Below are 24,942 nucleotides of genomic sequence, written 5' to 3' on the forward strand. Positions count from 1 at the left end.
GGAGGGCTATAATCCTGCCTCCCGCAATCCAGCCAACAACAAAACCAACTCCGCCGCCAACTCGAAGTACAACCCCTCATCCTCCGCCAAAGCCAAATCCCGCTCCCCGGCGATAATCGCTTGCAGCTTGTGCAGGAAGTTTTTATGTTCTTGCCAATTATCATATTCAGACAATTGTTTAATTTCTTGCTCAATCCCCGCTCTATTATTTTGTTTTATTGCCTGTTCTACTGCTAAAGCTAAGTATCCTCCACCGCTATGATTCTCTCCACCATCCCATCGATAGGCCAGATATGCTGTCAACGCTTGTTGCCACGCCTCTGACGCTGCTCTTGGGTTACCACAAGCTTGTTCCAACTCATACAAACTAGCCCATGTTTTCCATGGATTTACCTCATGCCCAAATGCCTGTTTACATTCAAGAGCTCGTAATATTTCTAAACGGGCTTCGCCATAGCGTTTGAGTTTGATCAACGGGTTTGCAATATCACTACGATCTATACCCTCGTCACGTAAATCTTCTCGCTGAACATCAAGTGCAATTGCTTGCTTATAATATTTTACTGCATCTTCTGGTTTATCCCAGTCTGCATAAAGGCTGCCAAGTTCAGTAAGCGTATCATTCTGTTTTTTTAAATCGTTTAATGGACTTGTAATCGATAAGGATTGTCGATAGGCATGTTCAGACAATACAAAATCACCCGCCCGTTTGTGTGTCATCCCGATTTGATGCCAACAAGCAGCTATGCTTGCAGGTTCACTTAGTTCTTGAAATAGTTCTAATGCTGCTTGGTAACTATATATTGCATCAGCATAATGGCTTTGTAACATGTGGATTGTAGCTAGATTAGCTTTACCTACTGCAACCTGTCGTATATCTTTTAGTTTATCAGCACGTTTGATACCTTCCTCATAAGCTACTGCCGCTGCTTGTAGTTGCCCTAATGCTTGCAGGCAATTTCCTTGTTCTGCCAAACTTACAGAAACCATCCGTGCACCATTCTCTCCCAATAACTCAGAACGTCTTTGTGCTTCCTGCAAATATGGTAGAGCTTGGGCTGCTGCGCCACCTATTTCTAATATATCCCCAAAGATAAAATGTACTGCTGCTAAATCATAATCTGCTCCAATATATGCCTGCTCTCCAGCTTGCTGACACTGCTGCAACATTGTTTGTGCAGCATCAAATGCTGCCTGCACATTACCCTGCTGCAACAGCCGCTCAATATTCATGCGTTCATTTTCAAATCTAGCATTACTCCACTCACCCAAGGCTTTTGCGGTCTGTTTGCGCCATGTCACTACCTGTGCCAGTGCCTGCGGGTGATGCAGATTCGCTAGTAATTGCTCGACGCGGCTTGCACTGTCTACCACCTGTTCAGCGACTATTTGTCCGTGTCCGGCTTGCAGCCCATCAACAAGAATTTGCAGATAAACCAGCAGGTTGGGTAGTTCTAGTTGGGTGAGTTGTGCGGAGAGCTTTTTATCCTTAGAAGCCTGCTGATAGAGAAAACTCACTAATTGTTCTATTGCATCTAGCCATCGTTGCTGATAGGAGTCTTGTTGCGTTGCATCCAGCCCCAAGGCCAGATATGTAGGCAAGGCAGGGTCAAGACGGAAGTAGCCGTAATCCCCCACGTTCTGCGCCAGTCCGACTTGAATCAAATCCATGCCGATGATACGCATCTGGTCACTGTCTACATCTAAAACATACGCCATATTGCTTATATGCCCTCCACCCTGAAACACTACCAGCCCCGCAATCTGCTCGCGCACTTCCGGCGATAGCCGCCGCAGGGAGAGTTCGACGCTGGCGAACAGCGACAGTTCGCGCTGCCCCGGATGGCGTTGTTCCAACTCCTGCATGATCGCCCGCACATTCGCGGTGGTTGCCTTCACCCCGCGCTGTGCCAGTTCCCGCGCCAGCAGCACCAACGCCCGCGCATGGCAACCGACCGAACGCACCAGATCGTCCACTTCCTGCGGCGTATTGCCCTGATCGTCATGGCGCAGGTGCAAACCTTCGTTGTTCATCACCTGCATCACCAACGCCTTGGCATCCGTCACGCTCAACGCCCCCAGCACAATCTCACGGGCTTTATGGTTGAATGGCGCAGGCAACGCCTCACGGGTAGTGAACAGCACTCTTGCCCCCTTCACCCCTTGCGGGGGAAGGGCTGGGGATGGGGGGGTTAACAGCTTCGCCAGAAGCCCCAACACAGCCCCCACATTCCCCCCATCCGCCAACAACGCCTCCACATTATCCACCACAATCAACACGCGCTCGTTTTCCAGCACCCGCCGGATGACCTGCAAGGCTCTGTCGGTGTCGCTGGCGTATTCCGCTGCAAAATTGTGATTCGCGTTCACCAGTTGCTGGAGCAGTTGTTCCAGCACGTAGTCGGGGTGGGTGTACTGCTCGACGCTAACGAAGGCGCACCGCTCGAAGCGGCGGCCTTGCACCAGCCACTGCGCCAGTTCCACCGCCAACGTGGTTTTGCCCGCGCCACCCTGACCGCGCAGCACCGCATAGGGTTGCTGTTCCAACAACCGCTCGACTTGCAGCAATTCACGGCTACGCCCAATGAAACTGTGCGGCGGTGGTTCGGGCAACCTGCCCAGCCGCGTCTGGTGTTGTTGCGCCGTCATCAATTGCGCGGTGGCGGAAGGCAGCCGTGCGAATAACTGCGGGTCGTGCTGTTCCTGATACAAAATCGGCACAAACCAATCCTGCAAGTGCAAATCGCCCGCGCCCGCAATCGGCAGGCGGAACGTGTCGCGCATCAGCTCCGTTTGCCCTGCCAACATCGCCTTGCCAATGCGTTGCCCCTCCGCCAAGGTGCGGTAAAACTGGGTGACGAAACGCCGTGCTGTTGCCACCAACACGCTGTGGGTCATGGCAACCACCGAGGCAATGCCTTCTTCCAGCAATTTGGCGGCAACCGATGCGCTGGGGTCGGTATCGGTCTGCGCGGTTTGGCAGGCTTCGAGGAACACCAGTGGAATGCGGTAATCGCGCAACAGCACCGCCAGCGTGTCGGCGTGTACCAATTGCATCCGCCGGTTTTTCAACTCATGGCTGTCCTGCGGGTCTTCAAAACACAACGCACCCAGCCCATGCTGTTGGTCGTAGACCCCGTGACCGTCGAAGTGGACGACGTGATAGGGTTTGTCCGCCTCACTGGCACGGCGCAATTCCTTTTCCAATGCGCCTAAAGTCGGTGGAGTCAACACGCTCACTTGCACCAACTCGCCAAGAGTTGCCACTCCATCCACCAGCGGCAAGGCACTGGCACGGTGGTCGATATAACCCACGCCAGCCTGTTCCGGGCGCGGACTCAGCAGCAAAATGCGGATCGGCAACTGGGTAATGCTGGGCGGTTTCTGATCGTAATTGGGCAAACGGCGGCGGATGCGCACCGGGTATTTGCCATCACTGACGTAGCCTTTGCCATCGTGCAGCAACTCCCACGGCAGGCTTTGCAAGCGGCTGGCAGCGGTATTGGCATTGGCTTTTTCCGCATCGCTGGCATCCTCCAGCAACGCCGTTTCCACCAGCACCGAAAACAGGCGTTCGGACTCGGTGCGGGTATTGTGCCAAGCCGCTTTCACTGCCTGACATTCGGGCTTGTCCAGCACAGCGGCGGATAGCTTCGCGCCCCATTGCGGCAATTGCGCTTCGGTGCGTTGCGCCCGTTTGCGGAACAAACCGACAGGCCATTGGTAATACGCCTCCAGATACCAACGCAATTCGTCCTGCTCAATCTGCCCGATGGGGGCGGTGAAGCGGAACGGGCGGCTGGTGACTTCACGTTCTTTGCTGAGGTCGGCGGGGGTGTAGGTCAGGGTTGCCCGCGCATTCAATTGTTCGCTGCCATCAGCGTTGCGCGTCAAGGTGGGTTCGGTGAGTTCCAGCAATAATTCGGCAAGGGGTTTGTTTTCGATGGTTTGTTCGGTGGGTAAGTCATCGGGTAAGCGTTCGCCGAGGGCGGCGAGGATGCGCGGCATCGCTTCGTTGAGTTTGCCGGGATGGAGTTCAATTTTTACCCCGACAGGTTCTTCATCAAACCACATCACCAAAGCGGAAGGCTCAATACCCGGTAGCATCAGCGGAATAACGTTATGTCCGTTGTTTTCGGCGAAGATGATTTCTTTGCGTACCCATGCGGAATTGATGGTTTGCGGACTGAGGATAGCCAGTACATGGCGCGAATCCCGGATAGCCCGTTCGATTTCGGGCGTCAATTTGTTGCCAGCTACCAGATTACGCGAATCAGCCCACACGGTTAGCCCGTGCAGTTCTAACTTGATGCGTAACGCTTTGACGAACGCATCGTCAGCCGTCGCGTGAGAAATGAAGATGTGTTGGTGTTGCCCTGACATGCTGCAAGCCCTGCTTGTTGAGGTTTACAGCAGTTTAACAGAAGAGAGAAGAGGGCGACCAGCCGGTCGCCCCTACGCGGATTTTTGTAGGGGCGACCGGCTGGTCGCCCTCTTTATGCCGGGTTACATCACCGTCAACAAATTCGCCAAATTAACAAAATCTTCCACCGCCAACGTTTCCGCACGGCGGGTCGGGTCGATTCCCGCACTCTCAATTTGTTCGGCTGTCAGCAAGTCTTTAAGGGTATTGCGCAAGGTTTTGCGCCGTTGTGCAAAGGCTTGTTTCACTAGCTTTTCAAACTGTTCCGTATCGTTGGCAATAAAAGGCTGTGTTGCCCACGGTTTCAAATACACCACCGCTGAATCAACTTTGGGCGGCGGGGTAAACGCGCCGGGGCCAATCTTCAGCAAATAATGCGGTTCGCAATAGTATTGCACCATCACTGACAGTCGCCCGTAATCGGAGCTGTCCGGCTCGGCAGTAAGACGATCCACCACTTCCTTTTGCAGCATGAACAACATGTCGCGGATGTGCGCTCGATGTTCCAAAAAGTGGAAAATCAGCGGCGTGGAAATGTTGTACGGTAAATTGCCGATAATCCGCAGCGTATCGCCGTCACCACGCAATGCCGGAATATCCAGCTTGAGCGCGTCTTGGGCATGGATGTGCAATTTACCTTCGGCTTGCGGCTGTTGTTGCCACCACGCAATCACGTCACGGTCGATTTCGACCACATCCAGACGCGGTAGCAATTCCAGCAGCGGGAAGGTAAGTGCGCCGGGGCCGGGGCCGATTTCGACGACGTGATCCGTGGGTTGCAGGTTAACAGCGCGGAGCATGTTGTCGATCACGTTGCGGTCATGCAAGAAGTGCTGACCGAAACGTTTTTTGGCGTGTTGTTGGTATTGGCTCACTATTGTCCTAGTATTTTCAGTTCGACGCGGCGGTTTTGCGCTTTGCCATCGGGCGTGGCGTTGTCGGCAATGGGGTTGTTGGAACCATAGCCTTTGGCGCTGAGGAGTTTGACGGCTACGCCTTTGTCCGTTAAGTAGTTCATGACGGCTTCGGCGCGGGATTGGGAAAGCTTTTCGTTGGCTGTTTTGTCGCCGCTGCTGTCGGTGTGACCGCCGACTTCGATTTTCAGGTCGGGGTATTTTTTCAGGGTGGCGGCGGCTTCATCGAGAATTGGGAAGGACGTTGCTGTCAATACCGCCGAACCTGTTTCAAAAGTAACGCCTTTGAGATTGATGTTTTCGGTTTTGGAACAGCCGACTTGGTTCACTTCTGCATCGGCGGCGGTGTCAGCGCACAAATCTGCGTCATCGGCTACGCCGTCGTTGTCTGCATCGGCAATGGCATCGCAACCGGTATCGTCGATTTTCGTTCCTTCTTTGGTATCGAGGCACTTGTCAGCATCGTCTGGAACACCGTCTTTATCGCCATCAGCCGGTAGTGGCGGCGGTAAATCACAACCTTTGTCGTCGATTTTCACACCTTCTTTGGTGTCAAGGCACTGATCGTTAGCGTCGATGATGCCGTCTTTGTCACCATCCGGTGGGGGTAGATCGCAGCCGAGTGCGTCGATTTTCGCGCCTGCTTTGGTGTCAGGGCATTTATCGGCTTCGTCAGGAATGCCGTCGTTGTCGCCATCGGGAGGTGGGAGGTCACAGCCTTTGTCGTCGATTTTCACGCCTGCTTTAGTGTCAGGGCATTTATCAGTTTCGTCGATTACGCCATCTTTGTCGCCATCGGGTGGTGGTAAGTCACAACCGTTATCGTCGATCTTCACACCGTTTTTGGTGTCAGGGCATTTATCGGCTTCGTCGATGATGCCGTCTTTATCGCTATCGGGAGGTGGTAGGTCACAGCCTTTGTCGTCGATTTTCGCGCCGTTTTTGGTGTCGGGGCATTTATCAGCTTCGTCGATTACGCCATCTTTGTCGCCGTCGGGTGGTGGCAAGTCGCAGCCTTTGTCGTCGATTTTCGCGCCTGCTTTGGTATCAGGGCATTTATCGGCTTCGTCGATGATGCCGTCTTTGTCGCCATCAGGGTGCGGTAAGTCGCAACCGAGTGCGTCGATTTTGATACCTTTCTTGGTGTTGAGGCACTGATCGGTTTCGTCAGGAATGCCGTCTTTATCACTATCCGGTGGAGGTAAGTCGCAGCCATTGTCATCGACTTTGACGCCTTCCTCTGTGACTGGGCAGCGGTCTTTTTCATCGGTAACGCCGTCTTTGTCGGTATCTTTGGGGGGGTTACAGCCGCTGGCATCTACCGTAACACCCAAAGCACTTTCTGGGCATTTATCGAGTTTGTCGGGAACGCCGTCAGCGTCAAGATCTTTGGTTTCGTTTTCTAACGCACTGACCAGTTGCTGTTTTTCGGTTTCGAGCGTGGCGAAGTTTTGGCGCAATTGGGCGAATTGTTGGGACACTTCGGCAATGGCGGACACTTTTTGATCCATATCGGAGATTTTTCCCGCTAATTCGTCTTTTTCGGCTTTGCAGCTTTCTAACTCGGCTTTTTTGACGCTTTCGGCGAGTTCGCCCCGTAATGCTGTTAATTGGCTTTCGAGATCGCCTTTGCCTTGGCTGGCGGTTTCGAGTTGTTTGCGCAAGTCGGCAATGGTTTGTTCGTGAGCGGATAGGGTTTGCTGCGTTTTATTTTCTAAGTCAGTTTGTTGTTGGCGCAGATTGTTGAGGTTTTGATTGAGTGCGTCAATTTGTTGGGTATTGGGCGCGGTTACGGGTGTAGTAGCTGGCGGCACCGGCATTTGCGTATTGGCGGCATTGCCTGGCCAATTGCTGTAAGGCGTTGTATTGTTGCGATAACCAAAGCCCATATTCGGCCAACTAAAGCTGGGGATAGTTGGCATCATCATCGGCGGTGTCGATGGCGGGGTGAGCATGGGGCTGGGCAAGAAATATTGCGAGGGGTTGTAATAAGACGGTTGGGCATAGTTGTAATAGTTGCCCCAGCCGCTATTGGTTTGGCTCGGCGGGTAGGTGTAACCGTAAGTGGTGGCGGTGGGGTTGACCGCTGTGTTGTTGCCAATATTGCTGGTGGTATCTGCTTGTGGATAAACGTAAATGCCTGCTGCGCTGTTGCCGGTCGTGGTATTCGTGGTGCTGACACTGCGCGACGTCGCGCTGGTGTCAGGGGGAAGCATACTGGCGTCGGGAAATTGCGGAACTTCGGCATAAGCACTGAATGACAAGGTGGAAAGCACCGTCAAACGGGCAATAAGTGTGTGCATGAACGCTTCCCTCGTCATTATCGTCCACCAATCGCCAGATCACGACGTGCGGCTGAAATGGTGATGGTGAAACCGGCAATGACATCCAAAAATGTCATGCCCGTCAGAATCAGGAAAACCGAGTTGCCTGCCCACGGGTAAATCAACCACGCTGTCAGGTAAAAAATCAGCACAAACGTGGATAATAGGTGATCGACGATGGTGGTTTCTGAGGTGCGAGTGGCTTTGAATAATTCAACGTACAAACAAGCAACGCCAAGCAATACCATGAAGTCACCCCAAGTGGGTTTCCACAAGGCTTTGGAGGGTAGGCGTAAGTGAAATAAAACGTGGTTCAAGCCTTCGGGGAATAAATTGGTTTTAACTGCCAGCCAGTAAACCAGCAGGACAATCCCGAAAAATGGAACGATCTGTATTATTTTAAACATAATGTCGCGCATACTCCCTGTTTTTTCTTACTCGAAAAAGAATCCATTTCCTAACCTTTATAAACACCATTTATCTGTGCGTGGTTGGCGATGCGACGCTAACCTGAATACAGTCGGTAATATGTGAGGGAGTATAAACGAAGGACTTTCCAGCGTCAGGCATAAAACACAAAATCATGCAGTTTCAGTCTGTTGGCTAGGGATGTAGCACGAGACCACGTTCGTCGGAAGATGTTGTGGTGCGTTCGTTATACAGAATATAGTGACCGCTACCATGTGACCCAATACCAATAATAAAGGCACGCAGACAAAGAGACACTAACGATGAATAACAAAAAAACGCTTTCCTCCAACTGGGCTATTCTGCCATTACTATTGTGTTCTGCCACGGTTCTCGCCGGAGACGGTGGTTATGACGCGCCGTATGGTCAGGTTCCGCCGCCACCCTCTGCGCCGCTAACTTTAGAAGGCAGTGCCGCGCCAGACGCTAACTTACCCGCTGATGTCATGAGCCAAGCCCAAAATTTAGGTCAGGAAAGTGACGGATTTGTGGACGATTCTACCGAAGCTTCCGGCGTGAATACCGGCTATGTGGGTGGCAATACTCGCATCGGCATTGGCGTTGACACCGAACTCAAGGGCAAAGTGGAAGCCAGCCAAATATTCGGCAATACCGAAAGCAGCGCAACGATTGGTCAAGGCTATTTGGGTTTCAACCCCAGTGCTGATGCTGCTGCTGGCGAAGAAATGTTGACCGGTGCGGGTGCGAAAATTAGCCATCATTGGGTATCTGGGGATGCAAATAATCCCGCCCACGTGAACAAAGTTTTTGGTGCTTATGACCAAAATGAGCACAAAGATAAAAAGGCCACCGTCGGTTACGGTCAAGAAAATGCCAATCTGTTTTGGTCGGGTCATGTGAGCAAAGGTCTGTCTGAAGGGCGGACGACTGCTACGCCGGGTGTGACAGAAAAAGCCTATGATTTAGGCGTAGGCGGGCGTGTGGGAACTTTCCTGCCGCAACAGAGTATGCGTTTACAAGGCGGCTTGGATTACGAATGGGCTGAAGATGTTGCCGCGAGTGAAAAACGTGCGGCTCAAACGACCATTACCGGCGGCGTCGAAAAGTTTTTCCCCGATACCCCGCATAGTGTAGGTGCGGAATTGGAAGTCTATAAAAAGGCGGGTGGGGCGCTAACGTCGGAGGATGCGGAAGCACGCGGCGGGGTTTCCTACCGTTATGACATTGGCAGTGAAGCGGGTGTTTGGCAGCCAGAACAGCGCTACCGTCGGATTCGTACCGAGATTCCGGGCGAACAAGTGAAGCAGCCGCCTAAAATTGAGCGCAAACTGGTCAAAAACACCATGGAGCTGGAATCGGATACTTTCTTCAAGCTCGATAGCGCCAAGTTGACCCCGGAAGCGCAAGAACGCATGAAAGCGGTTATCGGTCAAATCCGTGGATCGGGTTACGACGGCAATATCCGCATTACTGGGAATACGTGCGACAAAGGTTCAGACGCGCACAATAAGAAATTGTCTGAAAATCGTGCGAATGCCGTGCGTGATTTTATGATCAAAAACGGTTTCAGCGCCAATGAATTGCTGGCACAAGGTTTAGGTGAAAGTCAGCCAAAATACCCGAATACCGATGCCGAAGGCCACAAAAATCGCCGCGTTGACATTGAATACGTCACGTATCAAAACGAATACAAAGACGAAGTGATTGAAGCCGGTGGCACTAGCACGACCGACCCGAAAGTCGTTTGGCGCAAGGAACTGATTCCTGAACCACCACTGTGGGTACGCCAAGCATTGCGCAACACCGCTGATCACAAACAAACCGTGGATACTTACAAAACGGTGGGTGGTGAGGGTGACAAGGAAGGCAATAATCCGACTGTACCCGTAGCAGCGAATGACAGTGCCACGACTGCCAGCGGTACGCCGGTGACGATTGCGGTGTTGGCGAACGATACGGATCCGAATGGCGATCCTTTGAATATCGTCAGCTTTAATCAAGGCACCAATGGCTCAGTTGCTCAAGATGGCAATAAATTAGTTTACACGCCAATCGCGGGCTTTACGGGAACGGATACGTTTACCTACATTATTACTGACCCGGCGGGCAATCAAAGCACGGCAACGGTTACGGTGACAGTAGGCGCTACGGTTCCGAGTTCGGTTGCACCGGTGGCGGGGAATGACACCGGTATCACCAATCGTGATACGCCAGTGACGCTTGATGTGTTAGCGAATGATAAAGACCCGAATGGCGATCCCTTGAGCATTGTTAGCTTTAATCAAGGCACCAATGGCTCGGTCACTCAAGATGGCAATAAATTGGTTTACACGCCTGCTTCAGGCTTTACGGGAACGGATTCATTCACTTACATCATCGCTGACCCTGCGGGTAATCAAAGCACGGCAACGGTGACGGTGACGGTTAATCCGTCTAAGTTACCGGTGATGTTGGATGACGTAGCGTCTACCGTTTCGGGTGAATCAGTTGATATTAATGTGTTGTCGAATGACAGTTCGCCGGTCGGTATGCCGTTAACGGTTGGTAGTTATACCGATCCAGCCAACGGTACAGTCACGCAAGCCGGTAATATGCTGACGTACACCCCGAAGCCGAGTTTTGTTGGCACAGACACTTTCACTTATGTGGCGACTGATCCAGAAGGGAATAGCGCCATCGCTACCGTCACTGTTACCGTCACTAGCCCACTGCTCGATAAGCCGGTTGCTAAGCCTGATGCAACAGAAACGACTATGGGCAAACCCGTCACGGTTGACGTACTGGCGAATGATAAAGATGCCGTAAGCATTGCCAGTTTCACGCAAGGCAGTAACGGTACAGCGGCGAAGGATGGTAATGGTCTGAGCTACACACCTAATCCGGATTTCTTTGGCATCGATACTTTCACTTACATTGCCCAAGATGCTAATGGTAACGCCAGCAATGAGACGACGGTGACGATCACGGTAACAAAGGATAATTCACCGCCGGTTGCTAAGCCTGATGCAAAAGACACGACTAGCGGAACCGCCGTATCGGTCGATGTCTTGGCGAATGATGAAGACGTTGATGGTGATCCCCTGAGCATCGTCAGTGTCACCCAAGGTGCTAACGGTAGAGTGACGCAAGACGGCAACTTGTTAACGTATTTGCCTGATGCCAATTTCACCGGAACCGACCACTTTGATTATGTGATTACCGACGGTAAAGATCATCAAGTAACCGCCACCGTCACAATCACTGTGACTGCGCCAGTAACAACGTTGACAGCCGTGGATGATAATGCAACCAAAGGCCCGTTATCACTCAATGATCTCGTGCCACGGCGCGTGGATGTTTTGGCAAATGATACCGGTGATACGTTGACCATTGTTGAAGTTGGCAAGCCTGACTACGGTACGGCGGAAATCATTACTTGGCAGGGCAAGCAAATGATTCGTTACACTTTACGGAGTGGATACTGCATCGATCATCGCTTTACCTATAAAATACGTGATAAGCATGGTAAAGAAGCCAGCGCTCATGTGTTTGTTGATGTTGAACCCGCCGGTTATACCGGGCCGACCAGCACACCGACTCCTTAAGTCAATGGTTGATTGATGAGCAAAAGCCGCTCTGGTAACGGAGCGGCTTTTTTGCGTTTAACGGTAAAGGTTAAAGACTTGTACCGCTAAAAATACCAGTATGCCAGTGATAATCAGGGTTTGATTGATGCGCTGCGAACGGCGCATTTCCTTGCGTAAGGCTTCGAGCTGTTCGGATTCCCACTGCATTTTGAGTTTGTGCTGCGTGGTTTGCTGCATAATGTCGTGCAACATATTCGGCATGTATGGCAGGTTTTCCAGAAACTTCGGTAAGTTGACTTTTGCACCATTCAGCAAGGCACGCACGCCGACTTGTTCATCCATCCAACGTTCAATAAACGGTTTAGCGGTCGACCACAAATCCAAATCAGGATAAAGCTGGCGACCTAAGCCCTCGATATTCAGCAAGGTTTTTTGCAGCAAAACCAATTGTGGCTGCACTTCCATATTAAAACGCCGTGCCGTCTGGAACAGGCGCAGCAAAAATTGCCCGAAGGAAATGTCTTTAATCGGTAAGTTGAAAATCGGTTCGCACACCGAACGGATCGCGGATTCAAATTCATCCACACGAGTAGAGGGCGGAACCCAGCCCGATTCTACGTGTAATTCCGCCACCCGTTTGTAATCACGCTGGAAAAAGGCGTAGAAATTTTCTGCCAGATAACGCTTATCCGCCGGAGACAGCGTGCCCACAATGCCGAAATCCACCGCGATGTATTGCGGGTCATTCGGATTACTAGGGTCAATGAAAATATTGCCGGGGTGCATATCCGCGTGGAAAAAATTGTGGCGGAACACCTGGGTGAAAAAGATTTCCACGCCTAATTCGCCCAGCCGTTTGAAATTTACCCCCAATTCGCGCAAACGCGGAATATCGCCCACGGGTACGCCGTAAATGCGTTCCATCACAATTACATTGGGGTGGGTGTAATCCCAGTAAATTTCCGGTACGTACAGGGTTGGATTTGCCTCGAAATTGCGGCGAATTTGGCTGGCATTCGCGGCCTCGCGCATCATGTCGAGTTCGTCGAAAATGGTTTTTTCGTATTCGGCAACCACGTCCAGCGGGCGCAGGCGGCGGGCTTCTTTCCAGTAGCGTTGCAGCAAATTCGCCATTAAATACATCAGTTCCACGTCTTGGCTGATGGTTTTTTCAATGCCGGGGCGCAGCACTTTGACCACGACTTCCTTGCCATTCCACAATTGCGCGGCATGAACTTGCGCCATTGACGCGGAAGCCATCGGGTCAGTTTCAAAGCGTTGAAAGACTTCCGTGACGGATTTGCCGTAAGCTTTTTCAATGGTTTTGCGGGCTTCGAGGCTGGAAAACGGCGGCACACGGTCTTGCAGGCGCGTTAATTCGGTGGCGATGTCGTCGGGCAATAAGTCACGGCGAGTGGAAAGCATTTGCCCGAATTTGATGAAAATCGGCCCTAAATCTTCCAAGGCGCGGCGAATGCGCTCTCCACGTGGACGGGTTTCTTGCTTGCCCCAATTCCACGGCAACAGGTGGTAAATGAACGCCACGGGGCGCATGAAGGGAATGCGGAACACGAGTTCGTCTAAACCGTGGCGAATAAAGACACGGTTGATCGTCCACAGGCGGAGGATGCGGGTGAAGGGTTTCATGCAGTTGTTAGCCCAATAAATGCTTCAAAATTGTCGGGGTCTACACGCATGGTTACACAGTCTGGGTAAGCATTCGTGAATGTGATAGGGAACTTCGCCTTGGCTTTGGGATTCCACTTGAATTCCCATGCGTGGAGTTTACCGCCGCTGTCTTCGAGGTAGTCGATTTCTTGCTGTTGGGTCGTGCGCCAAAAGTAACGCCGCGTGAAAAAAAGGTTTTGTTGGTAAGACAGGTATTTCATGCGTTCACTGATCAGGAAGTTTTCCCAGAGTGCGCCTACGTCAGTACGTGATTCCAGCGGGTTGAAGTTATTGATCAGCGCGTTACGAATGCCATTGTCGAAAAAGTAGATTTTACGCCCCTTTTTAATTTCATTGCGATGATTGCCACTGTAAGCGGGCAGGCGAAACAGCACATAAGCTTTTTCTAGCAGGTCGATATATTTCTCAACCGTATGAACGTTGGTATCGGTGAGTTGTGCCAGTTCGTTGAAAGAAACTTCTGAGCCGATTTGGAGAGCAACGGCTTTGACCAATTTATCCAGCAGTTGGGGTTTGCGCACACCTTCCAAACTGAGCAAGTCTTTGTAGAGGTAGCTACTGGTGAGTGATTTCAATACTTGTGCGCTATTACCTTCACTGAGTGCATTGATAACATCGGGGTAATAACCGTAAATCAGGCGGTGTGGCAGTAAGCGTTTTTCGGCAAACCAGCCATGATGTTCCACCATTTCGACAAACGATAGCGGGTACAGTTCGTATTCAAATTTACGCCCCGTGAGTGGCTCATTAATTTTGCTGGCAAGCTCAAACGCTGATGAACCCGTTGCAATCACTTGAATATGAGGTAATTGATCGGTGAATAATTTTAGGGTTAGACCGATATTTTCGATACGCTGTGCTTCGTCAATAAAAACAATTTTGTGATTGCCGACCAAGGCGGCGAGGCGTGTAGAGGTGGTGTTGGCGAGTATTTCCCGCATATCAGGCTCATCACCATTGAACTTCATGACGGGCATGGCGAGATTTGCCAGCAACGTTTGTACTAGCGTGGTTTTGCCGACTTGTCGTGACCCCATGAGCAAGATGGCTTTGCCTTTGAACAGCTTGCTTTGTATTTCCGCGAGGAGTTGCCTGTTGATCATGCAGTACTTCTTGAATCGTAATTCATGAATAGTATGATATTTTTGAATTACGATTCAAGAAAAAAGTGCTTACCACATCAAATCGTCGGGGATTTTGAAATCAGCGTAAGGGTCGTCTTCCACGGCGGCGGTCTCGGTGCTACCCGCATTTTGCACCAAAATACAAGTGGCGTCGCGTTGCGCAATTTTCTCTGCAATTTGACGTGGCACGAGTTCGTAGCCGTCGCCAAATTTGACCAGCACAATAATGCCGTAGGCGAGTTGGTCTTGCAGGGTTTTGGTCAGGTAAATCTTTTTGATTTTGCTGCCATCGGCGAATTGGTAAGCAATGTCACCGCGCTGGCGGTCGATACGGTTGATGTCGATCAGTTGCTTGATTTGCGCTTGAAGGGCTTTTTTCTCAGCCTGTTCGCGCTGTTGGCGGTTGAGTTCTTTGGAGCGTTCGGCTTTTTCCTGCAAGACTTTTTCCGCGAGCACTTTGGCTTCATCCACCACGACTTCGCCGGTTTTTTTGGCTTGTTTTTGGGCCTTGGCGGTTTTTTGGTGGGCTTGCTTGCGCTGATCTTGTTCGGCTTTTTGTGCCTTGGACTGGTCGATTAAGCCAGCCTTGAGGAGTTGGTCTTTGAGTGACATGAGGAAGTCAGTCCGGTTGCTATGATATGCGGAGTATACCATTTGTCGTCAGGCACAAAATCGGGGTGAGACCCCGAATAGGTGAAATATTGCTTAGCGGCGACCGCGCCCTTTGGCTTTGGGCTTGTCATCGGTGACTTTGAGCGGGTTATCGAGGAAAGTTTTGCCGTTTAAGCCTGCCATGACTGCGCGCGCTTCGTGGCCTTCCATGTCGATCAGGGCGAAGCCCTTGCATTTGCCGCTGAAAATATCGCGGGGCATTTCCAGTTTGCGGATAGTGCCGTATTCGGCGAGGAGTTCGCGCAGTTCTTTTTCTGTCGCCTGTGGCGCAATGTTGCCAATGAAGAGTGTTTTCATAGTGATGTTCCCGAATGCTGGGGTGAATGGGCGGGTTGAGTAAGGCTAATACTCAATGGAAAAACGGGCTGATGTCCAGATGCCGCCGTGCGGTAGGGAAATCAGCCCGGTTGCTGAATGAGCGCTAGGCTTGAAAGCTTATTGGGGAACGACGTTGGTAGCTTGCGGGCCTTTGTTGCCTTTTTCTACGTTGAAGCTGACGGGTTGACCTTCTGCTAAGGTCTTGAAGCCTGAGCTTTGGATAGCGCTGACGTGAACGAATACGTCTGGGCCGCCGTCGTCTTGAGAAATAAAGCCGAAACCTTTCGTGTCGTTAAACCATTTTACTTTGCCTGTAGCCATGATGAATTTCCTTTAAAAAACAGGTGTATGAGAGTGTTGTGCTTACAGGTAACAGGGGAGATATTCGTGAAGTAACCGGGAGGAACTGTTGAAACTGCCAGGGTAATCGCTGTAGCTTTTGCGAGGGTAGGCTAATCGCCCGCTGAATGCCACTATTATTTTGAATTCCTGCTAGACTGGGCATTTATGATTGAGCTGTCAGTGAGGCTGAGATGCAACAAGAAACGATACGTTATGTGTTGGTGTGGTCGGGTTGGGTGCGCCTAACCCACGGTCTGATTGCTGCTGGAGTGCTGTTTTTATTGGCAAGCGCGTGGGCATTGCAACAGGGTGTGGTGGATCCTGACTTCTGGCGCGATTGGCACATGATTGTGGGGCAATTGGTGTTGGTTGCGGTGGTGGGACGGGTGATTTTGATGTTTTTGCTGCCCGGTACTGCCAATTGGCGTGCATTTCTGCCGGATAAGGCGCAATGGGTCGGCATGAAGCAGATGGCGTTGTTTTACCTGAGCTTTGCGCGGTTTCCATTACCGAATTGGTATGGGCATAACCCGTTTTGGCGCGTGATCTACCCGCTGTTTTGGGTGGTGTTGCTGGTGTGTGCGATAACGGGCTTATTTTATAACGCGCCGTATCAATTCTTGGGAATGTCGATGTTTGGGCTGCATGGCGGCTTGGCGAGTTTGATTTTGGGGTTTACCCTGGCGCATTTACTGGCAGTGGTATTGCATGACCTGAAAGGCAAGGGTGCGAGTATTTCCGGCATCATCAGTGGCTACCGTTATTTTCATGTGGATACACCCGCCGCGAGTGTGAAACCGCCACCTGCTACCGGCAAAGCTTCAATCACGCATGTTTCCATTGCGAGCATTCAAAAGCCGCCGAAGCCGTAACAGGGGCGATTCCTATGCGAATTGTACAATTTTTGCGTGGTTTGTCGTGAGCTTCTCCACTTCGGTCTATAGTCATTTCCATGAATGGCCAGGGCAATCGCATTAAAAATATCTTGTTTTACAAGACCCTAGGTTTTAGGCTTAGTAGCCCCCGGTCTGCCTGTGACGATTTTTAGCAGATAGTCCTCATCCCAGCCTGCGTTGAGGCGCTTGTTTTTCACACCGAGCTTGACGGTTTTCTCGGTTTTGACCAAGTTGAGGGCAATATGCCGGACAACCGCCATGTTGGCATCGCCGTTGCCGGAACGCATCCGTTGGTCATCTTCGCGGAAAGCATAGTCCAACACCCAGTGCAGGTTGTTCTCGATGCCCCAATGCGCCCGCACGATTTGCCCCAAACGTTCGGGGTTGGAGGCATCCATGCTGCTGATGAAGTAACGGGTTTCCTCTGTGGTTTTGTCCTTGCATTCGCGGATGGCGGTGACAGCAATGATGCTGGTGAGCTTAGCCCAATGGGGATGGTCTTTCTTTAACCACTTGATGTCTGAGGTAGCCCGCACGATACGGGTTTCAATACGCCCATGCCCGCCGTCATAACTGGTGTGCCCAATCGGTGGACAAGTGTTGGCGGATTCAAAGAACAGTTTCACATCCTGATGCAATGTGCCTTGGTTGCCCTTGAGGCTGAGCAGGTAATCTGCGTCCTTATCCACGATCTGTTGGGCAATCGCCGTTTGGCATCCCATCGCGTCCAGCGTCACCACTGCACCCGTGATATACCAATCAGTGCCATAAAATGGCTTTCTAGTAATCAAGTAAATATGGTTAACTGACGGTCAATAAAGGCAACTATGAGTAATGTATGACATTAAAAATCACCTTCACTGATGATGAGGTAGCGGAGCTGTTCTACTGGAAGGAGCGCCACCCTCATCCCAGAGTCCGTAAGAAAATGTCCGTGCTGTACCTGAAATCCCAACAGTTGACGCATAAGGAAATCAAACGATTGGAAAGGATTACAGAAGCCACGCTGCTTGCCTACCTAAACGCCTACCAACTATGATACTCCCCATATTCTAGACCACTGACTAAGATAAGAGGATAGCAGCGAAAGGAGGCAAGATATGGCAAATGTGCGCAAACATCATACAGCGGAGTTCAAGGCGAAAGTGGCATTGGAGGCGATCAGGCAACAGAAAACCACCAACGAACTGATCACCGCCTACGCCATCCAAGCGGCTCAGATCAGCACGTGGAAAAAACAGGCTCTAGCTGCCATCCCCTTGGCTTTTTCCAGTAAAAAAGACCGCGATCAACACAACCAGCAAGCGGAGATTGACGAGTTATACCGCCAACTAGGGCAAGTGGTTGCCGAACGTGATTGGCTGAAAAAAAAGTCGGCGGGTATCCATTAACCCTAAGGAAAGCCTTGCTTGAGCCAGACAATGCGGCGTTTAGCTTGCGTCAGCAGTGTGGATTGTTGGGGATCAACCGCTCCAGCCTGTACTACCAGCCGCAGGGTGAAAGTGAGGAAAACCTGTTGTTGATGCGCTTATTGGATGAACAATACACCCAAACGCCCTACTACGGGGTGCTTAAGATGAAAGCACATTTGCGTACCTTGGGGCATGTAGTGAACGAAAAGCGGGTGAGGCGGCTATTGCGCACCATGGGTCTGGAGGCGGTTTACCAAAAACCTGACACCAGTAAACCGAACCCTGAACATGAGATTTTCCCTTACCTGCTGCGGGGTTTGGTGATTGACCGCTGCGATCAAGTGTGGAGTACCGACATCACGTATATCCGATTGGCGCATGGCTTTGTGTACCTGATGGCAGTGATCGACTGGTACAGCCGTTATGTGTTGGGTTGGGCGATCAGTACCACGTTGGAAGCTGATTTTTGCATTGAAGTGGTCGGCGAGTTATTGGATAGCGGGTCGTGTGAAATCTTCAACACCGATCAAGGCGCACAGTTCACGACACCACGATTCACGACACCGCTGCTAAACAAAGGCATCCGTGTCAGCATGGATGGGCGGGGACGCGCACTGGACAATATTTTTATTGAACGGCTGTGGCGGACAGTCAAATATGAACATATTTATTTGCAGGATATACAGACGGTGCAAGAGGCAAGGACAGGCTTGCGGGACTACTTCCAGTTCTACAACCACCGACGCTTGCATCAGTCCCTCGATTACAGCACACCGGCTGCTGTGTATTTTGCAGGGCGGCAGGATGGGCAAGGGAAGACAGATTTTTATCAACCAGCTTTTATTTTAATTTCTTGAGATTTTGGTCTGGACAATGGGGAGTACCTTAAACAACCTAACGGTTTAGAAGCTCTTAAAGAAATACGCTTCAATAAACCAAAGAGTGATTTGATGGCATATAAAGACAAGATTGAGACCTATTTTCGTGAATATCCACCCGCGACCAGCAAGGCAGCAGCCGCCAAGATTGAGGAGCTGACAGGCATCAAACGCAGCGAGGACAGGGTACGTATCTTTATGAAGAAAATAGGGATGGACATCCGTAAAGTGGGGATGATACCCGCCAAAGCTGATGTGGAAGCACAAGAAAAGTTCTTGGAAAATGAACTTAAACCGCGCATTCAAGAGGCTCAAGAAGGTAAACGCGCCCTTTTTTTGTCGATGCCGCCCACTTCGTTTTAGCACCGTTTCTGGGATTTTTGTGGTCATTTTCCCGCGTATTCATCAAAGCGCCCTGTGGTCGACAACGTTACAACGTATTGGGCGCACTCAATGTGATAACACTGCAACTGATCACCCTCACTAACGATACCTATATCAACGCTGGCAGCGTGTGTGAATTATTGGAAAAAATTGCAGCGTTAGCACTCAAAATACCGATCACGTTGGTCTTGGATAATGCCAAGTATCAACGCTGTGAAGCCGTGTTTGCCTGTGCGAAAAGGCTCAATATTGAACTATTGTTTTTACCGACCTATTCACCCAACCTCAATCTGATTGAACGGTTGTGGAAGTTCGTCAAGAAAAAATGCTTGTACTCGAAGTACTATGATAAGTTTCCCGCTTTCAAGTCGGCCATCACCAACTGTCTCGACAAGCTGGATACTGATCACAAGAAAGAACTGGCACAGTTGATGACAACAAACTTTCAAACCTTTAAAAATGTTCAAGTCTTGGCGCTGTGAGGTATATTAAGCTGCATCAATAACTTGGGGATTGCGGTAATTTCATTGGACTTGTCATCCACCCGTTGTTGACCCAGCACTAACTGGTTCTTGGTTGCCCAAGCACTGACCATGTAAATGGCGGCTTTATCGGATGCGCTATCAAGGCTGCGGCGCAGGCATTTGCCATCAATGGCAATGATCTCACCCTCACTAAGGTCACACAAGTCAGCCACCCAACGGCTAAAACATTCACTGAACTTCTGGGTGTCGATCAGTGCAAAAACCCGCCCAAACGTGTCGTGTGACGGGATGCCATGCTTCAAATCCAGTACGCGGGTGAACCACTTTTCTTTGGCCCTGCCAAACTGTTCGATAGATGCCCAGTCATCCGCGCCGCAAATCACCGCACACAGGGTGATGAAGAAAATATCGCTCAGTTTGTGCCGTTTGCGACGATCCATGCGTGGGTCAGGAATTGAGGCAAAATGCTCGACTATCGAAGCCGTTGGGCGGAGTTTCATGGGGCTACCAAAAGCCTGACAGGGAACAACCTTAAGGTGGTTTTGTCAAGAGCGTTTTAATGCGATTGCCCTAATGAATGGCGTAAGTCTATTGCCATGACCGGATGCCTCGCTTCACCGCCGATAGTCCGGCGCCACAATACGCGGTGAAACCTTAGGAGGATTTTATGAGTAACGTGTTAGAGGAAGTGTTAGCCGCCAATGCGAATTATGTTGCTAACTTCGGGGATAAGGGCAACTTGCCCATGCCACCGGGGCGGCATTTCGCGATTTTAACTTGCATGGATGCGCGGCTTGATCCTGCCAAATACGCGGGATTGGCAGAGGGAGATGCGCATGTGATTCGCAATGCCGGAGGGCGGGCAAGCGATGATGCGATTCGTTCCTTGGTCATTTCCTACAAGCTGTTGGGGACGAGTGAATGGTTTGTAATACACCACACCGATTGCGGGATGGAAACTTTCAACAATGAAATCATGGGCAATTTGTTGGCGAGTAGCCTGAAAACCGCCACAGTGGATGCGTCCGGCTGGCACGATCATGGCGATGGCACGGGCTGCGCTAACGGTAAATTTGTGCAATGGCTGACCATTAGCAATCTGGAACAAAGCGTGGTGGAGGATGTGCAACGCATCCGTGAAAACCCGATGGTTCCCGCTGAAATTCCCATCTACGGTTATATCTACGACTGCAAAACCGGCCAATTGATCGAAGTACCAGAAGCAACTACCGCCGGTCTAGCTGCGTAATGTTATTGGCGACTTTCCAGCCGTTTGAGCCGCGCTTCTAGGCGATCGGCATCCATCCGCAGCGTATCGACTTCATCCAGATACCTGCGGATTTCGGCTTCAGCGGGCAATAACCGCGCTTCTTCCTGCAAATATTCTTGGGTATTCAAACGCATCGCGTGGGCGGAATCGTCCAGCCAGCCTTTGCTACCGCGTGCCAATTGTCCCATTTGGTGTGCAAGCACATCACCGACTGCGCGTGACAGCAGTTCTTCCCAATCCACGTCAATGTCGCGCAAGATGGCGCTGAAACGGTTGCCCAAGCCCATATCACCGTCGATTTTAACGCCGTTGGCTAACATGGCTTTGCCGGTATCTTCCGCAGCGGATAAGCGCATTAACGCCAGTGCTGAGCCGTGAATGGTGACATCGGGTTCGGCTGCATACGTAGTGGTCACACGCACGGTTTCATTAGTCGGCAGAAAATACAGTTGGAGATCAGGGGTGCTGATGTGTAGGCAAATCAGCTTGCCTTGCAAGCTTTGCAACCGTGCCAAGGCATTGCCGTGGCTGGCTTTGTCCAATTGTAACCAGGTGTTGAAGGCGGTTTCGAGTGTGGCGGTCAGGGCGGCGAATAACATGGCGAATTCCTCTCTGTAGAGGGTTTAGCATAACGTATCTGCACGGTTATTTGCATCCAAACCCGGTGTTGATGCGTAATAGCATAAACCAAGGAGGCATTAATATGTTAATCAAACGCCCATTCGATCTGACCGACAACGACGTGACCGACAACGACGTGACCGACTACACGCTTTACCAACGGCGTCGCGATTTTCTCAAAACACTGGGGGGTATCGCTTTAATCGGCGCAAGCGGTTTGCCCCTGAGTGCAGCGGCGAAATCAGCGTTTTCGACCGATGAAGAACAAACGCCTTTCGACGACATTACCACCTACAACAATTTCTACGAATTTGGCACGGATAAAAGCGACCCCGCCCAATACGCCAGCATTATGAAAACCTCACCTTGGAGTGTTACCGTCGATGGTGAATGCGCCAAACCCGGTAAACTTAACCTAGAAGACATTCTCAAACCGCACAGCAAGGAAGATCGTATTTACCGCCTGCGCTGCGTGGAAGGTTGGTCGATGGTCATTCCTTGGCTCGGCTTTCCACTGGCAGATTTGCTGAAACGTTTTGAACCAACGTCCAAAGCCAAATACGTGAGTTTTGAAACCCTGTTTGACCCGGAACAGATGCCGGGGCAAAAACGCAATGTGCTCGACTGGCCTTACGCGGAAGGCTTGCGCATGGATGAGGCGATGCACCCCTTGAGCTTCATCGCAACGGGTTTGTACGGCAAAGATTTGCTGAATCAAAACGGCGCACCGTTGCGCTTGGTCGTACCTTGGAAATACGGTTTCAAAAGCATTAAATCCATTGTCAGGATTAGTTTTGTGGAAGAACAGCCGGATACCAGTTGGGGGCGTTCGGCTCCCGGTGAATACGGGTTCTATTCCAATGTGAACCCTGAAGTTGATCACCCGCGCTGGAGCCAGCGTAAAGAGCGCCGCATCGGTGAATTCCGCAAGCGCGATACCTTAATGTTCAACGGGTATGCCGAACAGGTGGCGAGTTTGTACAGTGGCTTGGATTTACGGAAGAACTACTGATGCGAGCGCAAACTGCTGTTCAGATTCGTGAGCCGTATTTCACCAAAGTCTTCAAGCCGGTCGTGTTTGCATTGGCACTGCTGCCGCTGGCATTGTTAGGCTGGGGAGTGTGGCAAGACACGCTGGGGGCGAATCCGATTGAAACGATTACGCGCAGTTTGGGGGAGTGGACGTTACGGTTTTTGCTGTTAACGTTATTGCTCTCGACACTGCGACGGGCAACAGGCTGGGTTCAAGGGATACGCTTGCGGCGTATGCTCGGTCTGTTTGCCTTTTTTTATGGCGTTTTGCATTTCCTGAGTTATTTGTGGCTTGACCAGTTTTTCGATTGGGCGGAAATCTGGTATGACATTGTGGAGCGCCCCTTCATTACGGTGGGAATGTTGGCGTTTGTGTTGATGACGCCGTTGGCGCTGACTTCGTTTAAAGCAGCGATCCGCAAGCTGGGGCGTAATTGGCAACGGCTGCATACCCTAATCTACCCCTTGGCGGTATTAGGAGTATTGCATTTTTGGTGGCTGGCAGACAGCAAAGCACGCACGGAGGTGCCGCTGATTTACGCGGTATTGCTGGCAATATTGTTGGGTGAACGGCTGTGGCGCTGGTCTGTTCCACGCTTTAGTAAGACACCAGTAACTCATTAATTTCGTTGACTTCCTGCCGAATCCGGCGCATCACCGGTAGTATGCCTAAAAATACCTCGAACAGTTTGGCATCCAAATGTGAGCCGGTCATGCTCTCCATGAGTTCCAGCGCTTCGGCTTCGCTGAGCGCTTTTTTGTAAACCCGCTCGTGTACCAAGGCATCGTAAATATCGACGATGGCGGTGATGCGGGCGGAAACAGGGATTTCTTCGCCCATCAGCCCGCGTGGATAGCCGGAACCGTCCCATTTTTCGTGGTGGCACAGCGCAATATCGGCTGCCATGTCGAGCACGGGGATGTGGGAATCTTGCAGCATTTTTGCGCCAATCTCGGTGTGGCGTTTCATAATGGCGAATTCGGTATCGGTGAGTTTGCCTTTTTTCAGCAAGATGCGATCGGGAATGCCGATTTTGCCAATGTCGTGCATGGGGGCGGCAATGCGGATGTCGTCAATCTGTTGGGTTTCCCAGCCCAAGGCTTTGCCCATCGCGGCTGCGTATAAGCCAATGCGTTTGACGTGTGCGCCGGTTTCTTCGTCGCGGTAACTGGTGAGGCTGACCAGTTTGATGGCGATTTCTTCTTCGCGCTGTTTGATTTTGAGGGTGCGCTTTTGGACTTCGTTTTCGAGTTTTTCTTGGGTGAGCAAGCCTTCGCGGAGTTGTTGCAGGTGGCTGACTTCTTTGCGGTATTTTTCACCTAGGTTGTTGAGCAGCAATACGGCTTGCCCGTCGACCCACAAGGCGTTGGCTTCGATGGCGATTTCATTGCCGAGTTCGTCGGTTTCGACCCAAACACCGGAGGATAGCGGGGTGGCATTGCGTGCTTGCCAATGTTGTTCGGCATCGTCGATGAAACAGGTGAGGTAAGGAAAGGTGTGAGTAAGCGCACATTCGGTTGAGACGGATTGACCTAGGAAAAACACCAGCCAGTCGGGGGTAGGGGAAAGTAGCTGAAATGAATCATTGGGGCGTTGGCAGAATACCGCAATGTTCAGCGAAGCACAGATATTGGCGAGCAGCTTATCCATGTTGACCTCCTAATTGTTCGACCAGTTTCAGGAACATGGTTTCAACGCCGACGTTTTGTTTGGCGCTGGTTTCGACGATGGGGTGTCCCAGTTGTTGCAGGTGCTGATGTTGCGGAGTCTCGAATTGCCAGGTGGATTTTAGGTCAGCTTTGTTGAGGGCAAACACGGCTGGCAAGTCACCGACCGTGGTTTTCACCATGTCATGAATCGAGAGTGCGGTTTCATACGAGTGTGGGCGGGTGGGGTCAATCACGATAATGTAGCCGGACATGCCGCGTAAATAAGCGGTGCGGATGCTGGTAAAATCGTCTTCGCCCGCAATGTCCCAAAGCATCAGGGAATGCGTGTTGCCGTTGAATTCAAGCTGCTTTTTGTCGATCTTGACGCCAACCGTGGTGAGGTATTTGTCACTGAATAGGCTGTCAACGTAACGGCGGATCAGGCTGGTTTTGCCTACCGAGAAGGAACCTAACAGGCATATTTTTTGCTGAATCATGATTCTCTCGCTGGTA

23 protein-coding genes are annotated in these 24,942 nt (G+C 51.1%); 9 read left to right on the forward strand and 14 right to left on the reverse strand.

All coding sequences use genetic code 11. The features are described 5' to 3' along the window. Nucleotides 1–6: 6 nt before the first annotated feature. From HMY34_RS14270 to HMY34_RS14285, 4 genes are all read right to left on the reverse strand, one after another. On the reverse strand, nucleotides 7–4,383 hold the full coding sequence (locus HMY34_RS14270; protein WP_202716122.1) for a TIR domain-containing protein: 4,377 nt from the start codon (nucleotides 4,381–4,383) through the stop codon (nucleotides 7–9). Nucleotides 4,384–4,506: 123 nt separating this feature from the next. Continuing rightward, on the reverse strand, nucleotides 4,507–5,298 hold the full coding sequence (gene rsmA, locus HMY34_RS14275; protein WP_228287868.1) for a 16S rRNA (adenine(1518)-N(6)/adenine(1519)-N(6))-dimethyltransferase RsmA: 792 nt from the start codon (nucleotides 5,296–5,298) through the stop codon (nucleotides 4,507–4,509). Beyond that, nucleotides 5,298–7,640, reverse strand: coding sequence for an OmpA family protein (locus HMY34_RS14280; protein ID WP_202716123.1), 2,343 nt, complete (start codon nucleotides 7,638–7,640; stop codon nucleotides 5,298–5,300). Before HMY34_RS14280 ends, rsmA begins: the two co-directional genes overlap by 1 nt. Before the next feature lie 17 nt (nucleotides 7,641–7,657). Continuing rightward, a complete protein-coding gene (locus HMY34_RS14285) occupies nucleotides 7,658–8,068 on the reverse strand; it encodes a hypothetical protein (protein ID WP_202716124.1) in 411 nt (136 codons plus the stop codon). 324 nt (nucleotides 8,069–8,392) lie between these two features. On the opposite strand from HMY34_RS14285, the gene HMY34_RS14290 reads away from it, so the two are divergent. After that, nucleotides 8,393–11,674 carry an Ig-like domain-containing protein gene (locus tag HMY34_RS14290; RefSeq protein ID WP_202716125.1) on the forward strand — a complete coding sequence of 1,094 codons (3,282 nt, stop codon included), beginning with the start codon at nucleotides 8,393–8,395 and terminating at the stop codon, nucleotides 11,672–11,674. Nucleotides 11,675–11,731: 57 nt separating this feature from the next. Here the strand turns inward: HMY34_RS14290 and ubiB are convergent, their stop codons facing one another. The 5 genes from ubiB to HMY34_RS14315 all read right to left on the reverse strand — a co-directional run bounded on the left by ubiB (nucleotide 11,732) and on the right by HMY34_RS14315 (nucleotide 15,780). Further along, on the reverse strand, nucleotides 11,732–13,303 hold the full coding sequence (gene ubiB, locus HMY34_RS14295) for a ubiquinone biosynthesis regulatory protein kinase UbiB (RefSeq protein WP_202716126.1): 1,572 nt from the start codon (nucleotides 13,301–13,303) through the stop codon (nucleotides 11,732–11,734). Beyond that, a complete protein-coding gene (locus tag HMY34_RS14300) occupies nucleotides 13,300–14,448 on the reverse strand; it encodes an ATP-binding protein (protein ID WP_202716127.1) in 1,149 nt (382 codons plus the stop codon). Before HMY34_RS14300 ends, ubiB begins: the two co-directional genes overlap by 4 nt. Nucleotides 14,449–14,517: 69 nt before the next feature. Beyond that, nucleotides 14,518–15,081: a DUF2058 domain-containing protein gene (locus HMY34_RS14305; protein ID WP_202716128.1), complete on the reverse strand. Its 564-nt coding sequence runs from the start codon at nucleotides 15,079–15,081 to the stop codon at nucleotides 14,518–14,520. Nucleotides 15,082–15,174: 93 nt separating this feature from the next. Next, on the reverse strand, nucleotides 15,175–15,438 hold the full coding sequence (locus HMY34_RS14310; RefSeq protein ID WP_202716129.1) for an RNA recognition motif domain-containing protein: 264 nt from the start codon (nucleotides 15,436–15,438) through the stop codon (nucleotides 15,175–15,177). 138 nt (nucleotides 15,439–15,576) lie between these two features. Next, entirely contained in the window at nucleotides 15,577–15,780 is a 204-nt protein-coding gene (locus tag HMY34_RS14315) for a cold-shock protein (protein WP_202716130.1), read from the reverse strand. 212 nt (nucleotides 15,781–15,992) lie between these two features. On the opposite strand from HMY34_RS14315, the gene HMY34_RS14320 reads away from it, so the two are divergent. After that, entirely contained in the window at nucleotides 15,993–16,673 is a 681-nt protein-coding gene (locus HMY34_RS14320) for a cytochrome b/b6 domain-containing protein (RefSeq protein WP_202716131.1), read from the forward strand. A 128-nt stretch (nucleotides 16,674–16,801) separates the two neighbouring features. Here HMY34_RS14320 and HMY34_RS14325 read toward each other — a convergent pair whose 3' ends face one another. After that, a complete protein-coding gene (locus HMY34_RS14325) occupies nucleotides 16,802–17,488 on the reverse strand; it encodes an ISAs1 family transposase (protein ID WP_228287869.1) in 687 nt (228 codons plus the stop codon). 47 nt (nucleotides 17,489–17,535) lie between these two features. On the opposite strand from HMY34_RS14325, the gene HMY34_RS14330 reads away from it, so the two are divergent. The 4 genes from HMY34_RS14330 to HMY34_RS14345 all read left to right on the forward strand — a co-directional run bounded on the left by HMY34_RS14330 (nucleotide 17,536) and on the right by HMY34_RS14345 (nucleotide 19,853). Beyond that, nucleotides 17,536–17,736, forward strand: coding sequence for a hypothetical protein (locus HMY34_RS14330; protein WP_202716132.1), 201 nt, complete (start codon nucleotides 17,536–17,538; stop codon nucleotides 17,734–17,736). Nucleotides 17,737–17,797: 61 nt separating this feature from the next. Continuing rightward, nucleotides 17,798–18,966, forward strand: a protein-coding gene (locus tag HMY34_RS14335; RefSeq protein ID WP_407701832.1) for an IS3 family transposase whose coding sequence is annotated in 2 segments (ribosomal slippage) — nucleotides 17,798–18,077 and nucleotides 18,077–18,966 — 1,170 coding nt in all. Because the reading frame shifts where the segments join, the coding sequence is not laid out codon by codon here. A gap of 93 nt (nucleotides 18,967–19,059) precedes the next feature. Beyond that, on the forward strand, nucleotides 19,060–19,350 hold the full coding sequence (locus HMY34_RS14340) for a COG3415 family protein (protein WP_202716133.1): 291 nt from the start codon (nucleotides 19,060–19,062) through the stop codon (nucleotides 19,348–19,350). A gap of 17 nt (nucleotides 19,351–19,367) precedes the next feature. Next, nucleotides 19,368–19,853 carry an IS630 family transposase gene (locus tag HMY34_RS14345; RefSeq protein ID WP_266096934.1) on the forward strand — a complete coding sequence of 162 codons (486 nt, stop codon included), beginning with the start codon at nucleotides 19,368–19,370 and terminating at the stop codon, nucleotides 19,851–19,853. On the opposite strand, the gene HMY34_RS14350 is transcribed toward HMY34_RS14345, so the two are convergent. Further along, the gene (locus HMY34_RS14350) at nucleotides 19,835–20,356 is read right to left on the reverse strand and encodes an ISAs1 family transposase (RefSeq protein WP_228287870.1); all 522 of its coding nucleotides are present in this window, start codon (nucleotides 20,354–20,356) and stop codon (nucleotides 19,835–19,837) included. The genes HMY34_RS14345 and HMY34_RS14350 overlap by 19 nt on opposite strands. 167 nt (nucleotides 20,357–20,523) lie before the next feature. On the opposite strand from HMY34_RS14350, the gene HMY34_RS14355 reads away from it, so the two are divergent. Next, on the forward strand, nucleotides 20,524–21,105 hold the full coding sequence (locus tag HMY34_RS14355; protein WP_202716134.1) for a beta-class carbonic anhydrase: 582 nt from the start codon (nucleotides 20,524–20,526) through the stop codon (nucleotides 21,103–21,105). Nucleotides 21,106–21,107: 2 nt separating this feature from the next. On the opposite strand, the gene HMY34_RS14360 is transcribed toward HMY34_RS14355, so the two are convergent. Then, nucleotides 21,108–21,725: a ubiquinone biosynthesis accessory factor UbiJ gene (locus HMY34_RS14360; RefSeq protein ID WP_202716135.1), complete on the reverse strand. Its 618-nt coding sequence runs from the start codon at nucleotides 21,723–21,725 to the stop codon at nucleotides 21,108–21,110. A 104-nt stretch (nucleotides 21,726–21,829) separates the two neighbouring features. Here HMY34_RS14360 and msrP point away from each other — a divergent pair, with 104 nt between their 5' ends. Then, nucleotides 21,830–22,759 (forward strand): protein-methionine-sulfoxide reductase catalytic subunit MsrP, encoded by a 930-nt coding sequence (gene msrP / locus HMY34_RS14365; RefSeq protein ID WP_202716136.1) that lies wholly within the window; start codon nucleotides 21,830–21,832, stop codon nucleotides 22,757–22,759. After that, nucleotides 22,759–23,403, forward strand: coding sequence for a protein-methionine-sulfoxide reductase heme-binding subunit MsrQ (gene msrQ, locus HMY34_RS14370; RefSeq protein ID WP_202716137.1), 645 nt, complete (start codon nucleotides 22,759–22,761; stop codon nucleotides 23,401–23,403). The genes msrP and msrQ overlap by 1 nt, the downstream gene beginning before the upstream one ends. Here msrQ and HMY34_RS14375 read toward each other — a convergent pair. Together HMY34_RS14375 and HMY34_RS14380 are read right to left on the reverse strand one after the other, a co-directional pair. Further along, nucleotides 23,378–24,430 (reverse strand): HD-GYP domain-containing protein, encoded by a 1,053-nt coding sequence (locus tag HMY34_RS14375; protein ID WP_202716138.1) that lies wholly within the window; start codon nucleotides 24,428–24,430, stop codon nucleotides 23,378–23,380. The two genes, msrQ and HMY34_RS14375, sit on opposite strands and share 26 nt — an antisense overlap. Further along, nucleotides 24,423–24,926 carry a Rab family GTPase gene (locus tag HMY34_RS14380; protein WP_202716139.1) on the reverse strand — a complete coding sequence of 168 codons (504 nt, stop codon included), beginning with the start codon at nucleotides 24,924–24,926 and terminating at the stop codon, nucleotides 24,423–24,425. Before HMY34_RS14380 ends, HMY34_RS14375 begins: the two co-directional genes overlap by 8 nt. Between the last annotated feature and the right edge of the window lie 16 nt (nucleotides 24,927–24,942).

Origin of the sequence: Thiothrix subterranea, assembly GCF_016772315.1 — a bacterium.
Lineage (GTDB): Bacteria > Pseudomonadota > Gammaproteobacteria > Thiotrichales > Thiotrichaceae > Thiothrix > Thiothrix subterranea.

Bases quoted from the DNA above. Each gene is read 5' to 3' on its own strand.
- msrP (WP_202716136.1), top strand. From the start codon at position 21,830: ATGTTAATCAAACGCCCATTCGATCTGACCGACAACGACGTGACCGAC.
- HMY34_RS14285 (WP_202716124.1), bottom strand. From the start codon at position 8,068: ATGTTTAAAATAATACAGATCGTTCCATTTTTCGGGATTGTCCTGCTG.
- msrQ (WP_202716137.1), top strand. From the start codon at position 22,759: ATGCGAGCGCAAACTGCTGTTCAGATTCGTGAGCCGTATTTCACCAAA.
- HMY34_RS14290 (WP_202716125.1), top strand. From the start codon at position 8,393: ATGAATAACAAAAAAACGCTTTCCTCCAACTGGGCTATTCTGCCATTA.
- ubiB (WP_202716126.1), bottom strand. From the start codon at position 13,303: ATGAAACCCTTCACCCGCATCCTCCGCCTGTGGACGATCAACCGTGTC.
- HMY34_RS14300 (WP_202716127.1), bottom strand. From the start codon at position 14,448: ATGATCAACAGGCAACTCCTCGCGGAAATACAAAGCAAGCTGTTCAAA.
- HMY34_RS14340 (WP_202716133.1), top strand. From the start codon at position 19,060: ATGGCATATAAAGACAAGATTGAGACCTATTTTCGTGAATATCCACCC.
- HMY34_RS14305 (WP_202716128.1), bottom strand. From the start codon at position 15,081: ATGTCACTCAAAGACCAACTCCTCAAGGCTGGCTTAATCGACCAGTCC.
- HMY34_RS14270 (WP_202716122.1), bottom strand. From the start codon at position 4,383: ATGTCAGGGCAACACCAACACATCTTCATTTCTCACGCGACGGCTGAC.
- HMY34_RS14375 (WP_202716138.1), bottom strand. From the start codon at position 24,430: ATGGATAAGCTGCTCGCCAATATCTGTGCTTCGCTGAACATTGCGGTA.
- HMY34_RS14310 (WP_202716129.1), bottom strand. From the start codon at position 15,438: ATGAAAACACTCTTCATTGGCAACATTGCGCCACAGGCGACAGAAAAA.
- HMY34_RS14350 (WP_228287870.1), bottom strand. From the start codon at position 20,356: ATGAAACTCCGCCCAACGGCTTCGATAGTCGAGCATTTTGCCTCAATT.
- HMY34_RS14360 (WP_202716135.1), bottom strand. From the start codon at position 21,725: ATGTTATTCGCCGCCCTGACCGCCACACTCGAAACCGCCTTCAACACC.
- HMY34_RS14355 (WP_202716134.1), top strand. From the start codon at position 20,524: ATGAGTAACGTGTTAGAGGAAGTGTTAGCCGCCAATGCGAATTATGTT.
- HMY34_RS14330 (WP_202716132.1), top strand. From the start codon at position 17,536: ATGACATTAAAAATCACCTTCACTGATGATGAGGTAGCGGAGCTGTTC.
- HMY34_RS14315 (WP_202716130.1), bottom strand. From the start codon at position 15,780: ATGGCTACAGGCAAAGTAAAATGGTTTAACGACACGAAAGGTTTCGGC.
- HMY34_RS14320 (WP_202716131.1), top strand. From the start codon at position 15,993: ATGCAACAAGAAACGATACGTTATGTGTTGGTGTGGTCGGGTTGGGTG.
- HMY34_RS14380 (WP_202716139.1), bottom strand. From the start codon at position 24,926: ATGATTCAGCAAAAAATATGCCTGTTAGGTTCCTTCTCGGTAGGCAAA.
- HMY34_RS14280 (WP_202716123.1), bottom strand. From the start codon at position 7,640: ATGCACACACTTATTGCCCGTTTGACGGTGCTTTCCACCTTGTCATTC.